The sequence below is a fragment of the Photorhabdus stackebrandtii genome, from assembly GCF_011189495.1.
Classification (GTDB): domain Bacteria; phylum Pseudomonadota; class Gammaproteobacteria; order Enterobacterales; family Enterobacteriaceae; genus Photorhabdus; species Photorhabdus khanii.
In genome coordinates this window covers 15,825-32,418 of record NZ_PUJV01000012.1, presented here as the reverse complement: position 1 = coordinate 32,418, position 16,594 = coordinate 15,825, and the positions used below count along the sequence as shown (strand labels likewise).

Below are 16,594 nucleotides of genomic sequence, written 5' to 3'. Positions count from 1 at the left end.
CTCTAAGTATCGTAATTAAGGCCGATAAACTTTCACATTATCAAACCCCTGCTCACACAAATAAAGTGCCTGCAAACGGCTCATCACTCCGCGTTCACAATAGAGCAGATAAGTTTTCTCTTTGGGTAAATCACCAAACTGACTGCTTAATTTATAGAACGGCAGTGATTTGATCTCCACGCCATCCATCTGTAATGGCCGATCATCTTGTTCATCAGGTGAGCGAATATCCAGTAATACATCAGTTGGCGCGAATTCAGTGACTGTTTCAACTTCGACGACCTGCTCACTGCTTTGTTCTGCGATCTGGCGGATATCAATATTCTGAGCTTCACTAATAACTTTTTCCAAAATATCAAAATCGAAATTAGCCTCTTCCGCTTCAATTTTGGCTTTAACCGCTTTTACAGTCGGACTTTTTGAAATAACGCCACAAAACTCAGGCATGGTACGGGCAAAATCTTCCGTGCCAATTTCGCGTGCCAATCTGATAATGTGCTCCTTATCATGAGAAATCAGCGGCCGCAGAATCAAAGTATCCGATGCATTATCAATCAAACGCAGATTGGTCAGCGTCTGGCTGGAAACCTGCCCCAACGCCTCACCGGTAACAATAGCCTGCACACCATAACGTTCTGCAACTTTAGATGCTGCTCTTACCATCATCCGTTTAAGCACCACACCCATTTGCCCGTCATCAACTTTTTCCAGAATTTCAGCAACGACAGGTTCAAAATCCACGGCAACAAAACGGACTTTATGGGAACTACCAAAGCGGTTCCAAAGATAATGAGCGACCTGCTTCACACCAATTTCATGAGCAGAACCACCAAGATTGAAGAAACAATAATGAACACGGCAGCCACGGCGCATCAACATATAGCTGGAAACACCAGAATCAAAACCACCGGAAATCAGAGACAGCACATCCTCCTGAGTCCCGATAGGAAAACCACCAATTCCTTCATAACGGGCTTTCACCAGAATCAATGTATCCTGCTCAATTTCCAGATTAACGGTAACATCAGGATGAGTCAGTTTTACTTTCGCAGATTCAATGTGCTGGTTTAAACCACCACCGACATAGCGTTCTACTTCATTAGAAGTAAACGCATGTTTACCACGACGTTTAACCCGTACACAAAATGTTTTGTTATGGAGCGATTTACCATAAGCCTCATAAGCTTGTTCAAAGATATGATGCATATCACGAAATTCACGCTCTTCTACTTGCAGAATATGGTGAATACCGGGGATACGTGTCAGCGCATCACAAATTTGAAAGCCAAGGTTTTCATCTTTAGTACGAACTTCGATATTATCCCAATGGCGAACTACTGCAATATTATCTCCCAAGGCTTTGAGCACATTGCGAATATTACTGGCGAGAATTTTAATAAAGCGCAAACGGACAGTTTGACTCTTAATCGTGATTTCTGGGAATAATTTAATAATAAACTTCATAGTGAGTTATAGTAGTCGTTAGGAGTTTTGATAAATAAAACTGACAATCATGTTCTGGTAGTCAAATCAGGCTGCGGAGTATAGCACTATCTCACGACATAGCGCGCAAAAAATACAAAACCAGTTAAGGATTTGTTTGCACCAACATAATAGGATAGTCTGCAACCCTCAGGCGAACTCTGTAAATAGTAAAAAGATTATGCCAAAGAAAAACACAACATCAGAAAGCCCAAGCAATACGCCAGAAACTGCGCCGACAATGACATTTGAAAGCTCATTAAAAGAATTGGAGCAGATTGTCATCCAGCTGGAATCCGGTGAACTGGCACTGGAAGAAGCCTTGAACGAGTTTGAGCGTGGTATTCAGTTAGCCCGTCAAGGGCAACAGACTTTGCAACAAGCAGAACAGCGGGTACAAATTCTTCTTAACGATGACGCCCAATCTCCGCTGAATAACTTCTCCCCGGATATTGAGTAAATTTATGTCTGAACAAAACTCAATTCAATTCAAAGAACAGCTTAAGACCTGCCAACAACGCGTCAATAACGTTCTAATAAGCACATTATCTTCATTGGTATTTGCAGACAACCCACTAGTTGAGGCAATGCAACATGGTGCTTTACTTGGCGGCAAACGTCTGCGTCCATTTTTAGTTTATACCGTGGGTGAAATGTTTGGATTATCTGCCAATAATCTGGATGCACCAGCCGCAGCAGTTGAATGTATTCATGCTTATTCATTAATTCATGACGACTTACCTGCGATGGATAACGATGATTTACGCCGTGGGCAACCAACTTGCCACATCAAATTTGGTGAAGCTCACGCTATTTTAGCGGGAGATGCATTACAGTCTCTGGCATTTGAAATCTTATCTAAAAAAGAAATGCCAGATGTGACAACGGCTGATCGCCTTGAAATGCTTTCTGAGCTGGCAACAGCCAGTGGTATCGCCGGTATGTGTGGCGGCCAGGCCTTGGACTTGACAGCGGAAGGCAAACACATTGATCTTCATACGCTGGAAAAAATTCATCGCCACAAAACAGGTGCCCTTATCCGTTGCGCTGTCAGAATAGGGGCATATGGTGCAGGCCAAAGTGGACATGATGCCTTACCTGAATTAGATCAGTATGCCCAGGCCATTGGCCTCGCTTTCCAGGTTCATGACGATATTCTTGATGTCATTGGTGATACCGAAATGATAGGGAAACGTCAAGGCAGTGACCAACAATTGAGAAAAAGTACCTACCCGGCATTACTGGGGTTAGAACAAGCACAGAAAAAAGCGCACGAGCTGTATCAAGAAGCGCTGGAAGCGCTGAATAAACTGGAAGAAAAATCCTATAACACAACAATGCTGCGCGCACTTGCCAGCTTTATTATTGAACGTAACAACTAATTGCTTATCCTAATAGGCGTTATCGTGGCATAAAATAGCCTAATGGGATGGGCTCTAAGGTCTGTTGGTAAATTTTATCCACCAACAGCTCTATTTAATAAACACTTCTTAACGAGCATCAAATGAGCATTGATATAGCCAAATATCCAACATTGGCATTAGTGGAAAACCCTGAAGAACTTCGTATGTTGCCAAAAGAGAGCCTGCCGAAGTTATGTGATGAACTTCGGCAATTCCTGCTAAACAGTGTCAGTCGCTCCAGTGGTCATTTTGCCTCCGGTCTTGGTACCGTTGAGCTGACTGTAGCATTGCATTATGTCTATAAAACGCCTTTCGATAAACTAGTATGGGATGTTGGTCATCAGGCTTATCCGCACAAGATCCTGACAGGGCGCCGGGATCGTATTGATACTATTCGTCAGAAAAATGGACTTCATCCTTTCCCCTGGCGGGATGAAAGTGAATACGACACCTTGTGCGTCGGGCACTCATCTACCTCCATCAGCGCTGGATTAGGTATGGCAATTGCCGCTCAGCGTGAAGGCAAAGACCACCGCACAGTCTGTGTTATTGGTGACGGCGCGATAACGGCGGGTATGGCCTTTGAAGCGATGAACCACGCGGGGGATATCGATCCCGATATGCTGGTCATTCTTAATGACAACGAAATGTCTATCTCAGAGAACGTCGGTGCGTTAAATAACCATCTGGCTCAGCTTCTTTCCGGGAAACTCTATACCACACTACGGGAAGGTGGAAAAAAAGTCTTTTCCAACCTGCCACCTATTAAAGAATTACTGAAAAAAACCGAAGAACATATCAAAGGGATGGTTATTCCCGGCACAATGTTTGAAGAACTTGGCTTTAACTACATAGGGCCGATTGACGGGCATGATGTGTTGACATTAACTCAGACACTGAAAAACATGCGTGAGCTGAAAGGGCCACAACTACTGCACATCATGACCAAAAAAGGCCGTGGTTATGCGCCAGCCGAAAAAGATCCAATCAGTTGGCATGCAGTGCCTAAATTTGATCCGGCTAGCGGTACATTACCCAAGAGCTCAGACAACCGCCCAACCTTCTCCAAAATCTTTGGAGACTGGCTATGTGAAGAAGCCGCTAATGATAAAAAACTGATGGCAATCACTCCGGCTATGCGTGAAGGCTCCGGTATGGTGCGATTCTCCCGCGAATATCCGGATCAATACTTTGATGTCGCTATCGCAGAGCAACATGCCGTGACTTTTGCTGCGGGTTTAGCAATTGGTGGTTACAAACCGATTGTCGCTATCTACTCAACATTCCTGCAACGTGCTTATGACCAGCTTATTCATGATGTCGCAATCCAGAATCTGCCTGTACTGTTTGCAATAGATCGTGGCGGTATCGTTGGCGCTGATGGTCAGACACATCAAGGAGCCTTCGATCTCTCATTCCTTCGTTGCATTCCCAACATGGTGATTATGGCACCAAGTGATGAGAACGAATGCCGCCAAATGCTGCATACAGGCTATCATTACCAGCAAGGCCCGGTCGCAGTACGCTATCCGCGAGGAACAGGAACAGGCGCAGAACGTCAACCATTTGAACAGCTGCCTATTGGTAAAGGTGTTATCCGCCGCCAGGGCAAGAAGGTAGCAATTCTCAACTTTGGCACTCTGTTACCCGATGCAATAACAGCAGCAGAATCACTGGACGCGACTGTCGTTGATATGCGTTTTGTTAAGCCACTGGATAAAGAGCTGGTTCTGCAAATGGCTGGTAGCCATGATTTACTGGTCACTTTAGAAGAAAACGCGGTTATGGGTGGTGCCGGCAGTGGTGTTAATGAACTGTTGATGCAAGAAGGCCGTCTTGTGCAAATTCTGAACATTGGCCTGCCTGACCAATTTGTGCCACAAGGCAGCCAGGAAGAAATCAGAGCTGATTTAGGGCTTGATGCCGCAGGCATTCAAAATAGTATCAATAAAAGGCTATTTTTCTGAGTATATAGGGATAATGGGACATTCTAAAGAGCCGCTGGTAGATGTGTTGCATAGCCATATTGAAGAACCCAATGTTGTCTTCGAAGATGGCTATGCGTTCTGGTGTGCATTGGACGACTACATCAATGCAAAGCCGATTAAATGCGGCGGTAGGTAGGACTAAGCAAGCCAACTTTACGGACGCATTAATAGTGAATAAGTCTCAGCGGTATGGGGCAAAAAACAAAAAGTCGGTTTCGCCGCTTTATACTTTTGATAAAGCCGCATGCTTGTCCTTAATGCGGCAAAACCATCGCCCTCCTAATAACGCCATCACAAGTTCAAGAGAAGCTATTACGGCCAAGACGAGGATAAACAAAGCCTTGCCCCCGCTAACTAATATCCATCCACCTATCACCGGAAATCCAAATATACCTACAAAATAGGCGGCAACGAACCAGGTGAGAGCCGCATGACGATTCTCAATAGCAGAGTCGTTTACTGCCCATGTTTGAATGACAGGATACACCAATCCATACCCTATCCCCGTTAACATGGCCGCCACAATCTGGAACACGGGGTGAACCGGTATACCCAGCAGAGCCAAAATGCCCATGATTAAGAATAACATCAGCGTAGTGACTAACGGGATACGGGGCATTGTCGATAAACCTCGGGCCAACAAAAGCCGCGACACAACCACGGTCGCTGCATGTACAGCGAAGAATGTACTTGCATTTGCACGAGTTCCTTCGACAAGTGAACTCTGGAACGACATCATGCCGGAGAATACGCAGCCTCCCAAACCTACCATCACAATGGGACGGATCGCACTACTTGCGGCGATCTTCGTTATTTTTTTCACCCAAGGTCTCAGTGATAACTCCCGTTGACCACGCGGCTCCCTGATCCCAAAAATCGCCAGAAGCAGTGAGGCGAAGGTACCAACGATGCCAACAAGGAGAAACGTTGTTTGGACGGGCACTCCTGCCTGTTCAACCGCTGCGGTGAGAAGGATAGGACCGCCGCAAATCCCAGCCATTTGAAACGCACTAAAGCGGGTAAACCAGTGACCCCTGTCAACATCGGTAACACGCTCCGACAATGCCATGGGCCCACTGATATAGAACATTCCCCAACCGAGTCCAATCAAGAACGCCGCGATACGCGGAATATAACTCAGTTCACCGCAGAAGCCGCCTAAAAGAAGATAACCACAAGACATCGTCAACGCCGCGAGGGCTGCAAGGCGCGATGCTTCCAGCTGCCCGGCAAACCATCCGACCAAAGGAACACCAATCAAAGTGCCGACCAAGGCTACGCCGAGGGTCGTCCCGGTGTCAATGTCACTCCCTCCTTGTGACCGAAAATACGCAGAAATAAGAAAGGTGGCGCCATATCCCCCCGCAGTGAACAGAGTTCCGAACAGGAGAAAAAACGCCGATATTGTTCGCATGAGTCAAACTCCATCTTAATTATTATCGGGTACAGAATGACTTTGGCACCATCAATCTCAGTTTATTCACCGCTTTTTACAGACGAATCGGCACTTGACTGCCCGCATTAGTTATTCTCGTAAAAAAACAATAAAATCAGCACATTACTAATGAAATCACATTATCACGGTGTCTACAAGATGAAATATCACTTGGTATTAGTGACGAAGTATTGAAGAACAGGCTTCACCCATGAAATGTTAGAAGGGCTAGAAAGCCTTCGTCATAATCCCGCTGAAAAATGGGAGAGCCCAATGGAACAATTTGGTGTAGAGGCAGACCCTATCCCTCTTTTGCTCGATATGCACCCAAATATTATACCCAGTCGATTTATAAAAACCGTAAATAGACTTAATAATCAAATGCACCGCACATCAGAAAGTCAAAATCTGATAAAACGCCAGTAACCAAACAATAGCGAAAGAAAATACAGCTGCGATAATATCATCTAACATGATACCTAATCCGCCATGAACATAACGATCAAACCAGCGAATAGGCCATGGTTTCCACATATCCAAAATACGAAACACAATAAATCCCATTAAAACCCACTGCCAGTTAACTACAGGAATTGCCATCAATGTGATCCACATACCGATAAATTCATCCCAGACAATACTACCGTGGTCATGAACTTTCATATCGTCAGAAGTACGCTGGCAAATCATTATTCCGAACAACATTCCTGCAATAATAACCAACCAGCAAATCCATTCTGGAAACTGCATCAATAATAACCAGAATGGAATAGCAGCAGCAGACCCCATTGTTCCCGGCACTACCGGCGATAGCCCACTACCAAACCCCGTCGCTAATAAATGCCAGGGATTACTCATCCGTAAACGGTGTTTTGCCTCATTCATGTGCTTCCTCGGTAATAAAGTGATCGAACCCTTTCAGATCCAATTTAATCTCTTTATTCTTGCTGTAATAACGAATCTCTTCTGATTCCGGCATAATCTGCCCGATACAGCTAAAACTGGCACCGGTATGAGCCAAAGCGATTTCCAGCGCGCCGCGATTCCTTTCCGGGACAGTAAAGCATAATTCATAGTCCTCCCCACCACTCAAAGCCCACATAAGCGCCTGTTGTGGTTCAACATATTGTTTCATTGCACCAGAGTAAGGGATTGCATCCAGATTTATTCTGGCTCCACATCGGCTGGCTTTCAATATGTGTCCCAGATCGGAAATCAAGCCATCAGACAAATCAATTGCTGACGTTGCCAGGTCACGCAATGCCTGCCCTAGCAAAATACGAGGTTGCGGCCGGAGATGACGTTGAATTAGCCAATCACGAGACACCGGATCAGAAATTTGCAAATGGTTTTGTAACAGAGCCAAACCTGCCGCACTGTCACCCAACGAACCACTCACATAAATCCAATCGCCATTTTTTGCGCCGGCACGCCGCAATGCTCTGCCTGCGGGAACCAGACCGTGAATCGTTAACGTCAGGCTCATCGGACCACGGGTGGTGTCACCACCGATAAGCTGCATGCCGTAATAACGTAATTGTTCAAAGAGGCTGTCACTGAAACCACTTAGCCAACGCTCATCTATTTCTGGTAATGTCAACGCAAGTGAAAGCCAAGCAGGATCAGCACCGACAGCGGCCAGATCACTTAGATTCACCACCAGAGATTTATAAGCCAAATCTTCAGGAGAAATATCAGGTAAGAAATGAACACCTGAAACCAGGGTATCCGTGCTGACAGCTAACTGCTGTTTATCGGCCAGCGTCATCAGCGCACAGTCATCACCAATACCCAGATTTACGTCACGCCGGTTAGTTACCTGGCGACCAAAATAACGCGCAATGAGGTCAAATTCGCCACATGCCATAATAAAATCCCAAAAAATTACTGACGATTATGAACATAAGGCCGGTATCCCGGCCTTACAAATCATCGTCTACGGTGGGAAAAACCCGGTAAGCAGTGAGAATTATCTTTTCTTGCGTACTGCTGGGCCAGATTTATCCAGTACCCCGTTCACGAATTTGTGACTATCCTCAGCACCGAAGACTTTCGCCAATTCGATAGCTTCGTTAATAGCCACTTTATAAGGGACATCATCACGATAACTTAGTTCAAACATAGCAACACGCAAAATGGCTTTTTCTACCTGACCTAACTCTTCAAGCTGACGGGAAAGATAAGGAGCCATCAAAGCATCCAGTTTAACCGCGTTCACAGCTACCCCTGACAGCAATTCACGAAAATAGGTTACGTCAACACCAGTGACGTCCTGCTCCGACAGAAACTGTAATTCAACGTCAGCAATGTCATTGCCAGATAATTGCCATGAGTATATAGCCTGAACAGCGCACTCACGAGCACGACGACGAGCAGCAGGTTTCACAAGATTCCCCTTAATTAAAACTAAAATCAGCCTTTAATGGCGTTAATTACATTGATCATTTCCAGTGCGGTTAATGCAGCTTCTGCGCCTTTATTGCCCGCCTTGGTTCCCGCGCGTTCAATCGCCTGTTCAATGCTTTCTGTAGTCAGAACACCAAATGCTACTGGGATTTTACTGGTCATTGCTACATTAGACAGACCGGAACTGCATTCACCAGCAACGTATTCAAAGTGAGCGGTACCACCACGGATAACAGTACCCAGCGCGACAACTGCGTCATATTTTTGGGTTTCGACCAATGTTTTTACCGTCAACGGTAATTCATATGCACCAGGAACCCAGACAACAGTGATATTTTCTGAGGCAACCTGACCGATACGCTCAAGCGCATCTACCGCACCTTCCAACAGATTGTCATTAATGAAGTTGTTAAAACGTGCAATGGCAATCGCCACACGAGCTTGTGGAGCTGCAACAATACCTTTGATTACGTTCATAGCCTTCCTTATATCTGTTCATATCCGCGGGGGGGCGGATTCTATCATATTCTTTCGTTAGCCGCGCCTGCCGATTTAGCAACAGAGCATAAAAAACAAGCGGGTTAACCCACACTCACACATTCAGTCAGTATACAGGCCGCAGACACAGACGAAGATCAGGCCCAACTTGCTGTACATCAAAAATGTTAAATTCCGGTGCATCCGCCAGATTTTTAAGTTCAGGAATGGTAAACAAGCCACAAGCAGTATCACCCAAGACTTTTGGCGCAACGTAAAGTATCAGCTCATCTACCAGCCCCAAAGTCAGTAATGCACCAGCCAACAGTGGACCGCATTCGGCCCAGACCGTATTAATCTGACGTTTACCCAATTGCATCATCAGTAACACTAAATCTACACCAGCATTATGAGCAGGCAGCAGTATCTGTTCCACATTTTCAGGCCAGTTATGTTCATCTGCTTTAGTACGAGCAAGCCAACAATGGCCGGGTTGTTGTATGACCTGATGCTGCGGGGTAACACGGTTCTGACTATCAACAATAACACGCACTGGTTGACGAAGAGTTTCTTTAGGATAAACCGCCTGAGTTTCTGCATCCAGTTCATTCCAGCGAACAGTCAGGCCAGGATCATCAGCCAGAATAGTACTGCTGGAACTCAGAATCGCACTGCACTGAGCACGGAATTTCTGCACATCATAACGAGCCTGAGATGAGGTAATCCATTTGCTTTCTCCAGAAGCCAACGCAGTTCGTCCGTCAAGAGAAGCCGCCATCTTCAACTGAATATACGGAAAACCTGTACGCATCCGCTTCAAAAACCCTTTGTTGAGGGATTCCGCCGCCTCCATCATCAGCCCATGTTCGACTTCAATACCCGCCTGTTGTAGCTTATAAAACCCTCTTCCCGCGACCTGCGGGTTAGGATCCTGCATAGCGGTAATCACACGGCTAACGCCGGCAGCAATCAAGACATCGGCACAAGGCGGTGTTTTACCGTGATGGCTGCATGGCTCAAGAGTGACATAAGCCGTTGCCCCTTTGGCTTTATCTCCGGCCATGCGCAAAGCATGGACTTCAGCATGTGGCTCACCAGAACGTAAATGAAAACCTTCCCCAACAATCTGCCCATCACTCACAATCACACAACCGACATTAGGATTAGGTGATGTGGTAAAACATCCCTGACGCGCCAATTCGAAAGCACGCGTCATATATTTTTCATCGTTATTCACTACTTATTAATCCTGTAATTTAGCAATCTCTTCGCCAAATTCACGAATATCCTCAAAGCTGCGATAGACGGAAGCAAAACGGATATAGGCGACTTTATCCAACTTCCTCAATTCATCCATTACCAGATTACCAACCATTTTAGATGGAATTTCCCGTTCACCGGTAGCACGTAACTGAGATTTAATACAGCTAATCGCGACTTCTACATCATCAGAACTAACCGGACGTTTCTCCAGAGCTTTTTGCATACCTCGGCGCAGTTTTTCTTCATCGAATGGCTCCCGGATATCATCACTTTTTATCACTCTCGGCATAACTAACTCAGCCATTTCAAAAGTGGTAAATCGTTCATGACACTCAAGACACTGGCGACGCCGGCGCACCTGCGAGCCATCCCCCACTAAACGGGAGTCAATCACTTTGGTATCAACAGCAGCACAAAATGGGCAATGCATATCTCTTCCTGATGGTTAGTCCGAACTCAGTTTACAGTTTACCTTAATCTAAACAAAAAACACCCTGCCAGCTGGATACTCACAGGGTGTTTGAACAGCATTAAGGCAGAATAATTAAGGCAATAAAGATGGCTGATCAGCCCCTTCTTTCTCAACCTTTTGCTGGATCATGTGTTCGCGCTTCATACCCAGTTTCAACGCCAATGCGGAAGCAACATAGATAGAAGATATCGTACCGATAGAAACACCGATTAACATCGCCAGCGAGAAGCCTTTCAGCATTGCACCACCGAAAATATACAGCATCAGCACAACCAGTAAGGTGGTCGCAGAAGTCATGATGGTACGGCTCAGTGTTTGCGTCAAAGAGACGTTCATAATTTCATACGACGTACCCCGGCGGATCTTACGGAAGTTTTCACGGATACGGTCAGAAACCACAATACTGTCATTCAATGAGTAACCGATAACGGACATCAGCGACGCCACAATTGTCAGGTCAATCTCGATATGAAACAACGACAGAACCCCGAGCGTGATGATGACGTCATGCGCAAGCGCAAGAACCGCCCCCAACGCCAGACGCCATTCAAAACGGAACCCAACATAAATCAAGATACAGATAAGCGCCGCCAATAGCGCCATCGCCCCATTTTGGGCAAGTTCAGCACCGACACTTGGCCCAACAATTTCAACACGATTTACACTCGCATCTTTATCAACGGAGTCATTGATGACTTTAATAACCTTCTTACTCAATTCCTCATTCGCAGCACCCATCAGCGGTGGCATACGCACCATCACGTCACGGCTGCTACCAAAATTTTGCAACAGAGGATCTTCAAAACCCGCTTTCGCCAGGCTATCACGCATCTTATCCAGATCAGCCGGTTTACTGAGTTTAATTTCAATTACCGTTCCACCAGTAAAATCCAATCCCCAGTTAAACCCACGGGTTGCCATCACAAAAACAGAAGCCACTAACAGCAGCAACGAAATTCCGAAAGCAACGTTGTCCCAGCGCATAAAGTCATGGACTTTACGACCGTAGTTCAATTGTTCAACAGTATAATCCTGTGCCACAACGAGCTCCTTAAATTGACAGCTTCTTAATACGCTTACCGCCATATAGCAGGTTCACGATAGCCCGGGTACCTACAATAGCGGTGAACATAGAAGTGGCGACACCAATTGACGTTGTTATCGCAAAGCCTTTAATTGACCCTGTACCAACAGCGTAAAGAATGATCGCAGTAATCAGCGTAGTCAGGTTGGCGTCGATAATACTGGAGAAAGCGCCTTTATAGCCTTCATGTATCGCTTGCTGTATGGTACGGCCATTACGCAGCTCTTCTTTGATACGTTCGTTGATCAGTACGTTAGCATCGACTGCCACCGCCAGCGTCAGAACAATACCCGCAATCCCCGGCATAGTGAGCGTAGCCCCCGGCAACAGAGACATAACACCGACAATCAGCACCAGGTTCGCCAGCAGCGCGCTACTCGCAATCAAACCGAATTTACGGTAGTAAATCACCATAAACAAAATTGATGCGATAAGCCCCCACAAACAGGCTTCCAAACCTTGCTCGATATTTTGCAAGCCAAGGGTTGGCCCAATGGTACGTTCTTCCACAATCTGAATCGGTGCGATCAGAGCACCGGCACGCAGCAGCAAGGATAACTGACGGGCTTCAGTTGCATTAGAAATACCGGTGATACGGAAATGACTCCCTAGACGAACCTGAATATTGGCGATGTTAATCACTTCTTCATTTTTGACTAACACAGCCCGACCATTAGCATCTTTCTTACCACTGTCTTTATATTCCACAAACAGCGTTGCCATTGGTTTACCAACGTTATCCTTTGTGAAATTAGACATCGCGGTGCCACCGGCACTGTCCAGTGAAATATTCACTTCCGGACTACCATACTCATCCGTACCAGAGGTTGAATCTGTAATATGATCCCCGGTCAGAATAACACGCTTATATAACACAACCGGGCTACCATCACGGGTATTTTTCACCTCAGAATCACCCGGGACACGACCTGATGTAGCCGCAGTAGAGTCAATACTGGTATTGACCAAACGAAATTCCAGGGTTGCTGTCGCGCCAAGAATTTCTTTAGCGCGGGCAGTATCCTGAATACCCGGTAACTCCACCACGATACGGTCAGCACCTTGACGCTGAACTAACGGTTCGGCCACCCCCAGTTGGTTAACGCGGTTACGCAGAATGGTAATATTTTGCTGTACCGCATAAGAACGGGCTTCACGTTGACGTTCATCACTCATCACCGCTTTCAGGGTATTATTAGCTCCAACACTGAACACTAAATCACGGTGACGATTGGTAAGATAGCTCTCCGCATCAGAACGGGCTTTTTCATCACGGAAGCGGAGCTCTACACCGTAATTATCAATTTTGCGGACAGTGGAATAAGGAATACCTTTTTCACGTAAATCAGTACGCAGGCCATCAATATTCTGCTCTTGCAGTTTGCCTAATGCGGTTTCCATATCCACTTCCATCAGGAAGTGCACACCACCACGCAGATCAAGACCCAGTTTCATTGGCTCTGCGCCAATCTTACCCAGCCAGGTTGGTGTTGCTGGCGCCAGATTCAATGCCACCACATACTGATCGCCTAATGCAGACATCAGGGCTTCACGGGCACGAAGCTGAATATCAGAATTATTGAAACGAGCAAGAATTACACCATTTTCCAGCGCAATAGATTTACTCGTGATTTGATCTTTCTCTAAAACATTACGGACTTGGTCCAGCGTTTGCTCACTGGCGGCAATGCCTCGCGCGCCAGTGATTTGTACAGCCGGATCCTCACCATAAAGGTTGGGAAGTGCATAAAGCAAACCGATGAGGATCGCAGCGATCAGCATCAGATACTTCCACAAAGGATAACGGTTTAGCACGGCAGTTCCCTTCGGGAAAATCAGAAATTACAGAGCCTTCATTGTACCTTTCGGTAAAACGGCAGCGACGAAATCACGTTTAATAGTCACCTCAGTGGTGTCATTCAGTGCTAAAACAACATAACCCGTATCAGCAACTTTAGTTACACGACCAATCAAACCACCATTGGTCAGAACCTCATCACCTTTGGAAATAGAATCCATCAGTTTTTTATGTTCTTTCGTACGTTTCTGTTGTGGACGCAGGATCATGAAGTAGAAGATCAGACCGAAAACAACCAGCATGATGATCAGAGAATATGGACTTCCCTGAGCCGCCGGTGCGCCAGCAGATGCCGTTGCTTCAGAAATAATACTCATTAAACTTTTCCCTCATTGTTATCAAAATCGATAGTAATCAAAAAAACAACCGCAATATGCTATACACACTGAGGTCAGTCAATCACCAATTAAGTCAAATATTTAATAGCGGAACGGGTTTACCAATCCGCTGATAAAAATCTTCAACAAATTGTTCAAGATTACCTTCTTCGATGGCTTTACGGATCCCAGCCATTAGACGCTGATAATACCGCAAATTATGGATAGTATTCAGCCTTGCACCGAGAATTTCGTTACAACGATCAAGATGATGCAAATACGCCCGACTATAATTTTGGCAAGTATAGCAGTCACATTGCTCATCCAACGGTGAAATATCTTCTTTATGTTTAGCATTACGGATCTTAATGACACCCTCGGTGACAAAAAGATGACCATTACGGGCATTACGGGTTGGCATTACACAATCGAACATATCAATGCCACGACGAACCCCCTCCACCAAATCTTCTGGCTTTCCCACCCCCATCAGATAACGCGGTTTGTCCTGCGGGATTTGCGGGCAGACATGTTCAAGAATACGGTGCATATCTTCTTTAGGCTCCCCAACCGCCAGACCGCCTACAGCGTACCCATCAAAACCAATCTCTACCAGACCTTTTACTGAGATATCACGTAAATCTTCGTAAATGCTCCCTTGAATAATACCAAACAAAGCATTTTTATTCTGTAATTCATCAAAACGCTGACGACTGCGAGCTGCCCAGCGCAAGGACATCTCCATCGAACGTTTCGCATAATCCCAATCAGCAGGATATGGCGTACATTCATCAAAAATCATCACAATATCAGAACCCAAGTCATACTGGATTTCCATTGATTTTTCCGGGCTAAGGAAAACAGGCGTACCGTTAATTGGGTTGCGGAAGTGTACACCTTCCTCTTTGATCTTACGCATCGCGCCAAGACTGAATACCTGAAAACCGCCTGAATCCGTCAAAATTGGGCCATGCCATTGCATAAATCCATGCAAGTCACCATGAAGTTTCATGATTTCCTGCCCTGGACGCAGCCACAAGTGGAAAGTATTACCAAGCAGAATTTGCGCCCCGGTTTCTTTCACTTCTTCCGGTGTCATGCCTTTTACTGTGCCGTAAGTCCCCACAGGCATAAATGCCGGCGTTTCCACAACGCCACGTTCAAAAACCAGACGGCCGCGCCGAGCTTTACCATCAGTAGTTTGTAATTCAAATTTCACTTAACCTCCAGGCACCAGATAAACAGTCTGATGCTGATTTCATACATTAATTACAATAAATTAAGAAACTTTTTCCTTGCAAGCCAAAGGATTACGGCGAATAAACATGGCATCACCGTAACTAAAGAAACGGTATTTTTCTGCCACCGCCTCTTTATAAGCGCTCATAGTATTTTTATAACCAGCAAATGCAGAAACCAGCATAATAAGTGTCGATTCCGGCAAATGGAAATTGGTAATCAGCGCATCAACAACCTGATATTCAAAACCCGGATAGATAAAAATCTGCGTATCATTAAAAAATGGCGCAATTAACCCATCCTGGCAAGCTCTTGCTGCGCTTTCCAACGAGCGGACTGACGTTGTTCCGACAGCGACAACCTTATTACCCCGGGCCTTACATGCCAGGACAGCATCAACCACATCCTGCGGCACTTCAGCATATTCAGCATGCATAATATGGTCTTCAATGGTTTCCACACGCACTGGCTGGAAAGTACCGGCCCCTACATGCAAGGTAACAAAAACCATTGCCACCCCTTTTTCACGCAGGGCTTCCAATAATGGCTCATCAAAATGGAGACCCGCCGTTGGCGCGGCTACTGCGCCTGGGCGTTCACTGTATACCGTTTGATACAGCTCGCGGTCCGCCTCTTCATCAGGACGATCAATATAAGGCGGCAAAGGCATATGGCCGACATCATCCAGAATGGACAGCACATCACGCGGATCATCAAAACGTATTTCGAACAGCGTGTCATGGCGGGCCAGCATCGTCGCTTTAACGTTCTCACAGTCACCTAGCAACAGCTCTGAGCCCACTTTTGGCGCTTTGGAAGCGCGCACATGTGCAAGTACTCGCTTATCATCCAACACCCGCTCAACCAGAACTTCCAGTTTACCGCCGGTGGCTTTCCGGCCAAAAATACGCGCGGGTATGACTCGGGTATTATTGAAAACCAACAAATCTCCGGCATTCAGCTTATCAAGAACATCCGTAAAAACACCATGCGTTAACGCCCCTGTTTCACCATCAAGGGAAAGCAGACGGCAACCACTGCGTTGCTCTTGAGGGTAATGAGCAATCATTTCGTCAGGAAGTTCAAAAGTAAAATCGGAAACTCGCATTGTATTTAATCATTCAGAAAAAACAGGCGGACTAGTCTAGTGCCGCAGCTCTAAGGGTGCAA

The 16,594-nt window shown here is 45.9% G+C and carries 16 protein-coding genes; 3 read left to right on the top strand and 13 right to left on the bottom strand.

What is annotated here, in order from left to right; genetic code table 11:
* Positions 1 to 15: 15 nt before the first annotated feature.
* The gene (thiI, locus tag C5470_RS11975) at positions 16 to 1,464 is read right to left on the bottom strand and encodes a tRNA uracil 4-sulfurtransferase ThiI (RefSeq protein WP_166289237.1); all 1,449 of its coding nucleotides are present in this window, start codon (positions 1,462 to 1,464) and stop codon (positions 16 to 18) included.
* 199 nt (positions 1,465 to 1,663) lie between these two features.
* Between thiI and xseB the strand changes: the two genes are divergently transcribed.
* The 3 genes from xseB (at position 1,664) to dxs (ending at position 4,852) form a co-directional block, all read left to right on the top strand.
* A complete protein-coding gene (gene xseB / locus C5470_RS11970; protein ID WP_166289234.1) occupies positions 1,664 to 1,942 on the top strand; it encodes an exodeoxyribonuclease VII small subunit in 279 nt (92 codons plus the stop codon).
* 4 nt (positions 1,943 to 1,946) lie between these two features.
* On the top strand, positions 1,947 to 2,864 hold the full coding sequence (ispA, locus tag C5470_RS11965) for a (2E,6E)-farnesyl diphosphate synthase (protein WP_166289231.1): 918 nt from the start codon (positions 1,947 to 1,949) through the stop codon (positions 2,862 to 2,864).
* A gap of 122 nt (positions 2,865 to 2,986) precedes the next feature.
* The gene (gene dxs, locus C5470_RS11960) at positions 2,987 to 4,852 is read left to right on the top strand and encodes a 1-deoxy-D-xylulose-5-phosphate synthase (RefSeq protein WP_166289228.1); all 1,866 of its coding nucleotides are present in this window, start codon (positions 2,987 to 2,989) and stop codon (positions 4,850 to 4,852) included.
* 244 nt (positions 4,853 to 5,096) lie between these two features.
* Here the strand turns inward: dxs and C5470_RS11955 are convergent, their stop codons facing one another.
* The 12 genes from C5470_RS11955 to queA all read right to left on the bottom strand — a co-directional run bounded on the left by C5470_RS11955 (position 5,097) and on the right by queA (position 16,532).
* A complete protein-coding gene (locus tag C5470_RS11955) occupies positions 5,097 to 6,287 on the bottom strand; it encodes an MFS transporter (protein ID WP_166289225.1) in 1,191 nt (396 codons plus the stop codon).
* A 414-nt stretch (positions 6,288 to 6,701) separates the two neighbouring features.
* Complete coding sequence (gene pgpA, locus C5470_RS11950) at positions 6,702 to 7,193, bottom strand: phosphatidylglycerophosphatase A (RefSeq protein WP_166289222.1); 492 nt, start codon at positions 7,191 to 7,193, stop codon at positions 6,702 to 6,704.
* Entirely contained in the window at positions 7,186 to 8,175 is a 990-nt protein-coding gene (gene thiL / locus C5470_RS11945; protein ID WP_166289219.1) for a thiamine-phosphate kinase, read from the bottom strand. The genes pgpA and thiL overlap by 8 nt, the downstream gene beginning before the upstream one ends.
* Before the next feature lie 102 nt (positions 8,176 to 8,277).
* Positions 8,278 to 8,694: a transcription antitermination factor NusB gene (gene nusB / locus C5470_RS11940; protein ID WP_021323465.1), complete on the bottom strand. Its 417-nt coding sequence runs from the start codon at positions 8,692 to 8,694 to the stop codon at positions 8,278 to 8,280.
* Positions 8,695 to 8,720: 26 nt separating this feature from the next.
* Positions 8,721 to 9,191 carry a 6,7-dimethyl-8-ribityllumazine synthase gene (gene ribH, locus C5470_RS11935; protein WP_166289216.1) on the bottom strand — a complete coding sequence of 157 codons (471 nt, stop codon included), beginning with the start codon at positions 9,189 to 9,191 and terminating at the stop codon, positions 8,721 to 8,723.
* Between the two features lie 127 nt (positions 9,192 to 9,318).
* Positions 9,319 to 10,428 carry a bifunctional diaminohydroxyphosphoribosylaminopyrimidine deaminase/5-amino-6-(5-phosphoribosylamino)uracil reductase RibD gene (gene ribD, locus C5470_RS11930; protein ID WP_166289213.1) on the bottom strand — a complete coding sequence of 370 codons (1,110 nt, stop codon included), beginning with the start codon at positions 10,426 to 10,428 and terminating at the stop codon, positions 9,319 to 9,321.
* Positions 10,429 to 10,434: 6 nt separating this feature from the next.
* A complete protein-coding gene (gene nrdR, locus C5470_RS11925; protein WP_166289210.1) occupies positions 10,435 to 10,884 on the bottom strand; it encodes a transcriptional regulator NrdR in 450 nt (149 codons plus the stop codon).
* Between the two features lie 114 nt (positions 10,885 to 10,998).
* Positions 10,999 to 11,967 carry a protein translocase subunit SecF gene (secF, locus tag C5470_RS11920; RefSeq protein ID WP_166289207.1) on the bottom strand — a complete coding sequence of 323 codons (969 nt, stop codon included), beginning with the start codon at positions 11,965 to 11,967 and terminating at the stop codon, positions 10,999 to 11,001.
* Between the two features lie 10 nt (positions 11,968 to 11,977).
* On the bottom strand, positions 11,978 to 13,825 hold the full coding sequence (gene secD, locus C5470_RS11915) for a protein translocase subunit SecD (protein ID WP_166289204.1): 1,848 nt from the start codon (positions 13,823 to 13,825) through the stop codon (positions 11,978 to 11,980).
* Between the two features lie 27 nt (positions 13,826 to 13,852).
* Positions 13,853 to 14,185, bottom strand: coding sequence for a preprotein translocase subunit YajC (yajC, locus tag C5470_RS11910; RefSeq protein ID WP_046973801.1), 333 nt, complete (start codon positions 14,183 to 14,185; stop codon positions 13,853 to 13,855).
* Positions 14,186 to 14,279: 94 nt separating this feature from the next.
* Positions 14,280 to 15,404 carry a tRNA guanosine(34) transglycosylase Tgt gene (gene tgt, locus C5470_RS11905; RefSeq protein ID WP_166289201.1) on the bottom strand — a complete coding sequence of 375 codons (1,125 nt, stop codon included), beginning with the start codon at positions 15,402 to 15,404 and terminating at the stop codon, positions 14,280 to 14,282.
* A 60-nt stretch (positions 15,405 to 15,464) separates the two neighbouring features.
* Entirely contained in the window at positions 15,465 to 16,532 is a 1,068-nt protein-coding gene (gene queA / locus C5470_RS11900; RefSeq protein WP_166289198.1) for a tRNA preQ1(34) S-adenosylmethionine ribosyltransferase-isomerase QueA, read from the bottom strand.
* Between the last annotated feature and the right edge of the window lie 62 nt (positions 16,533 to 16,594).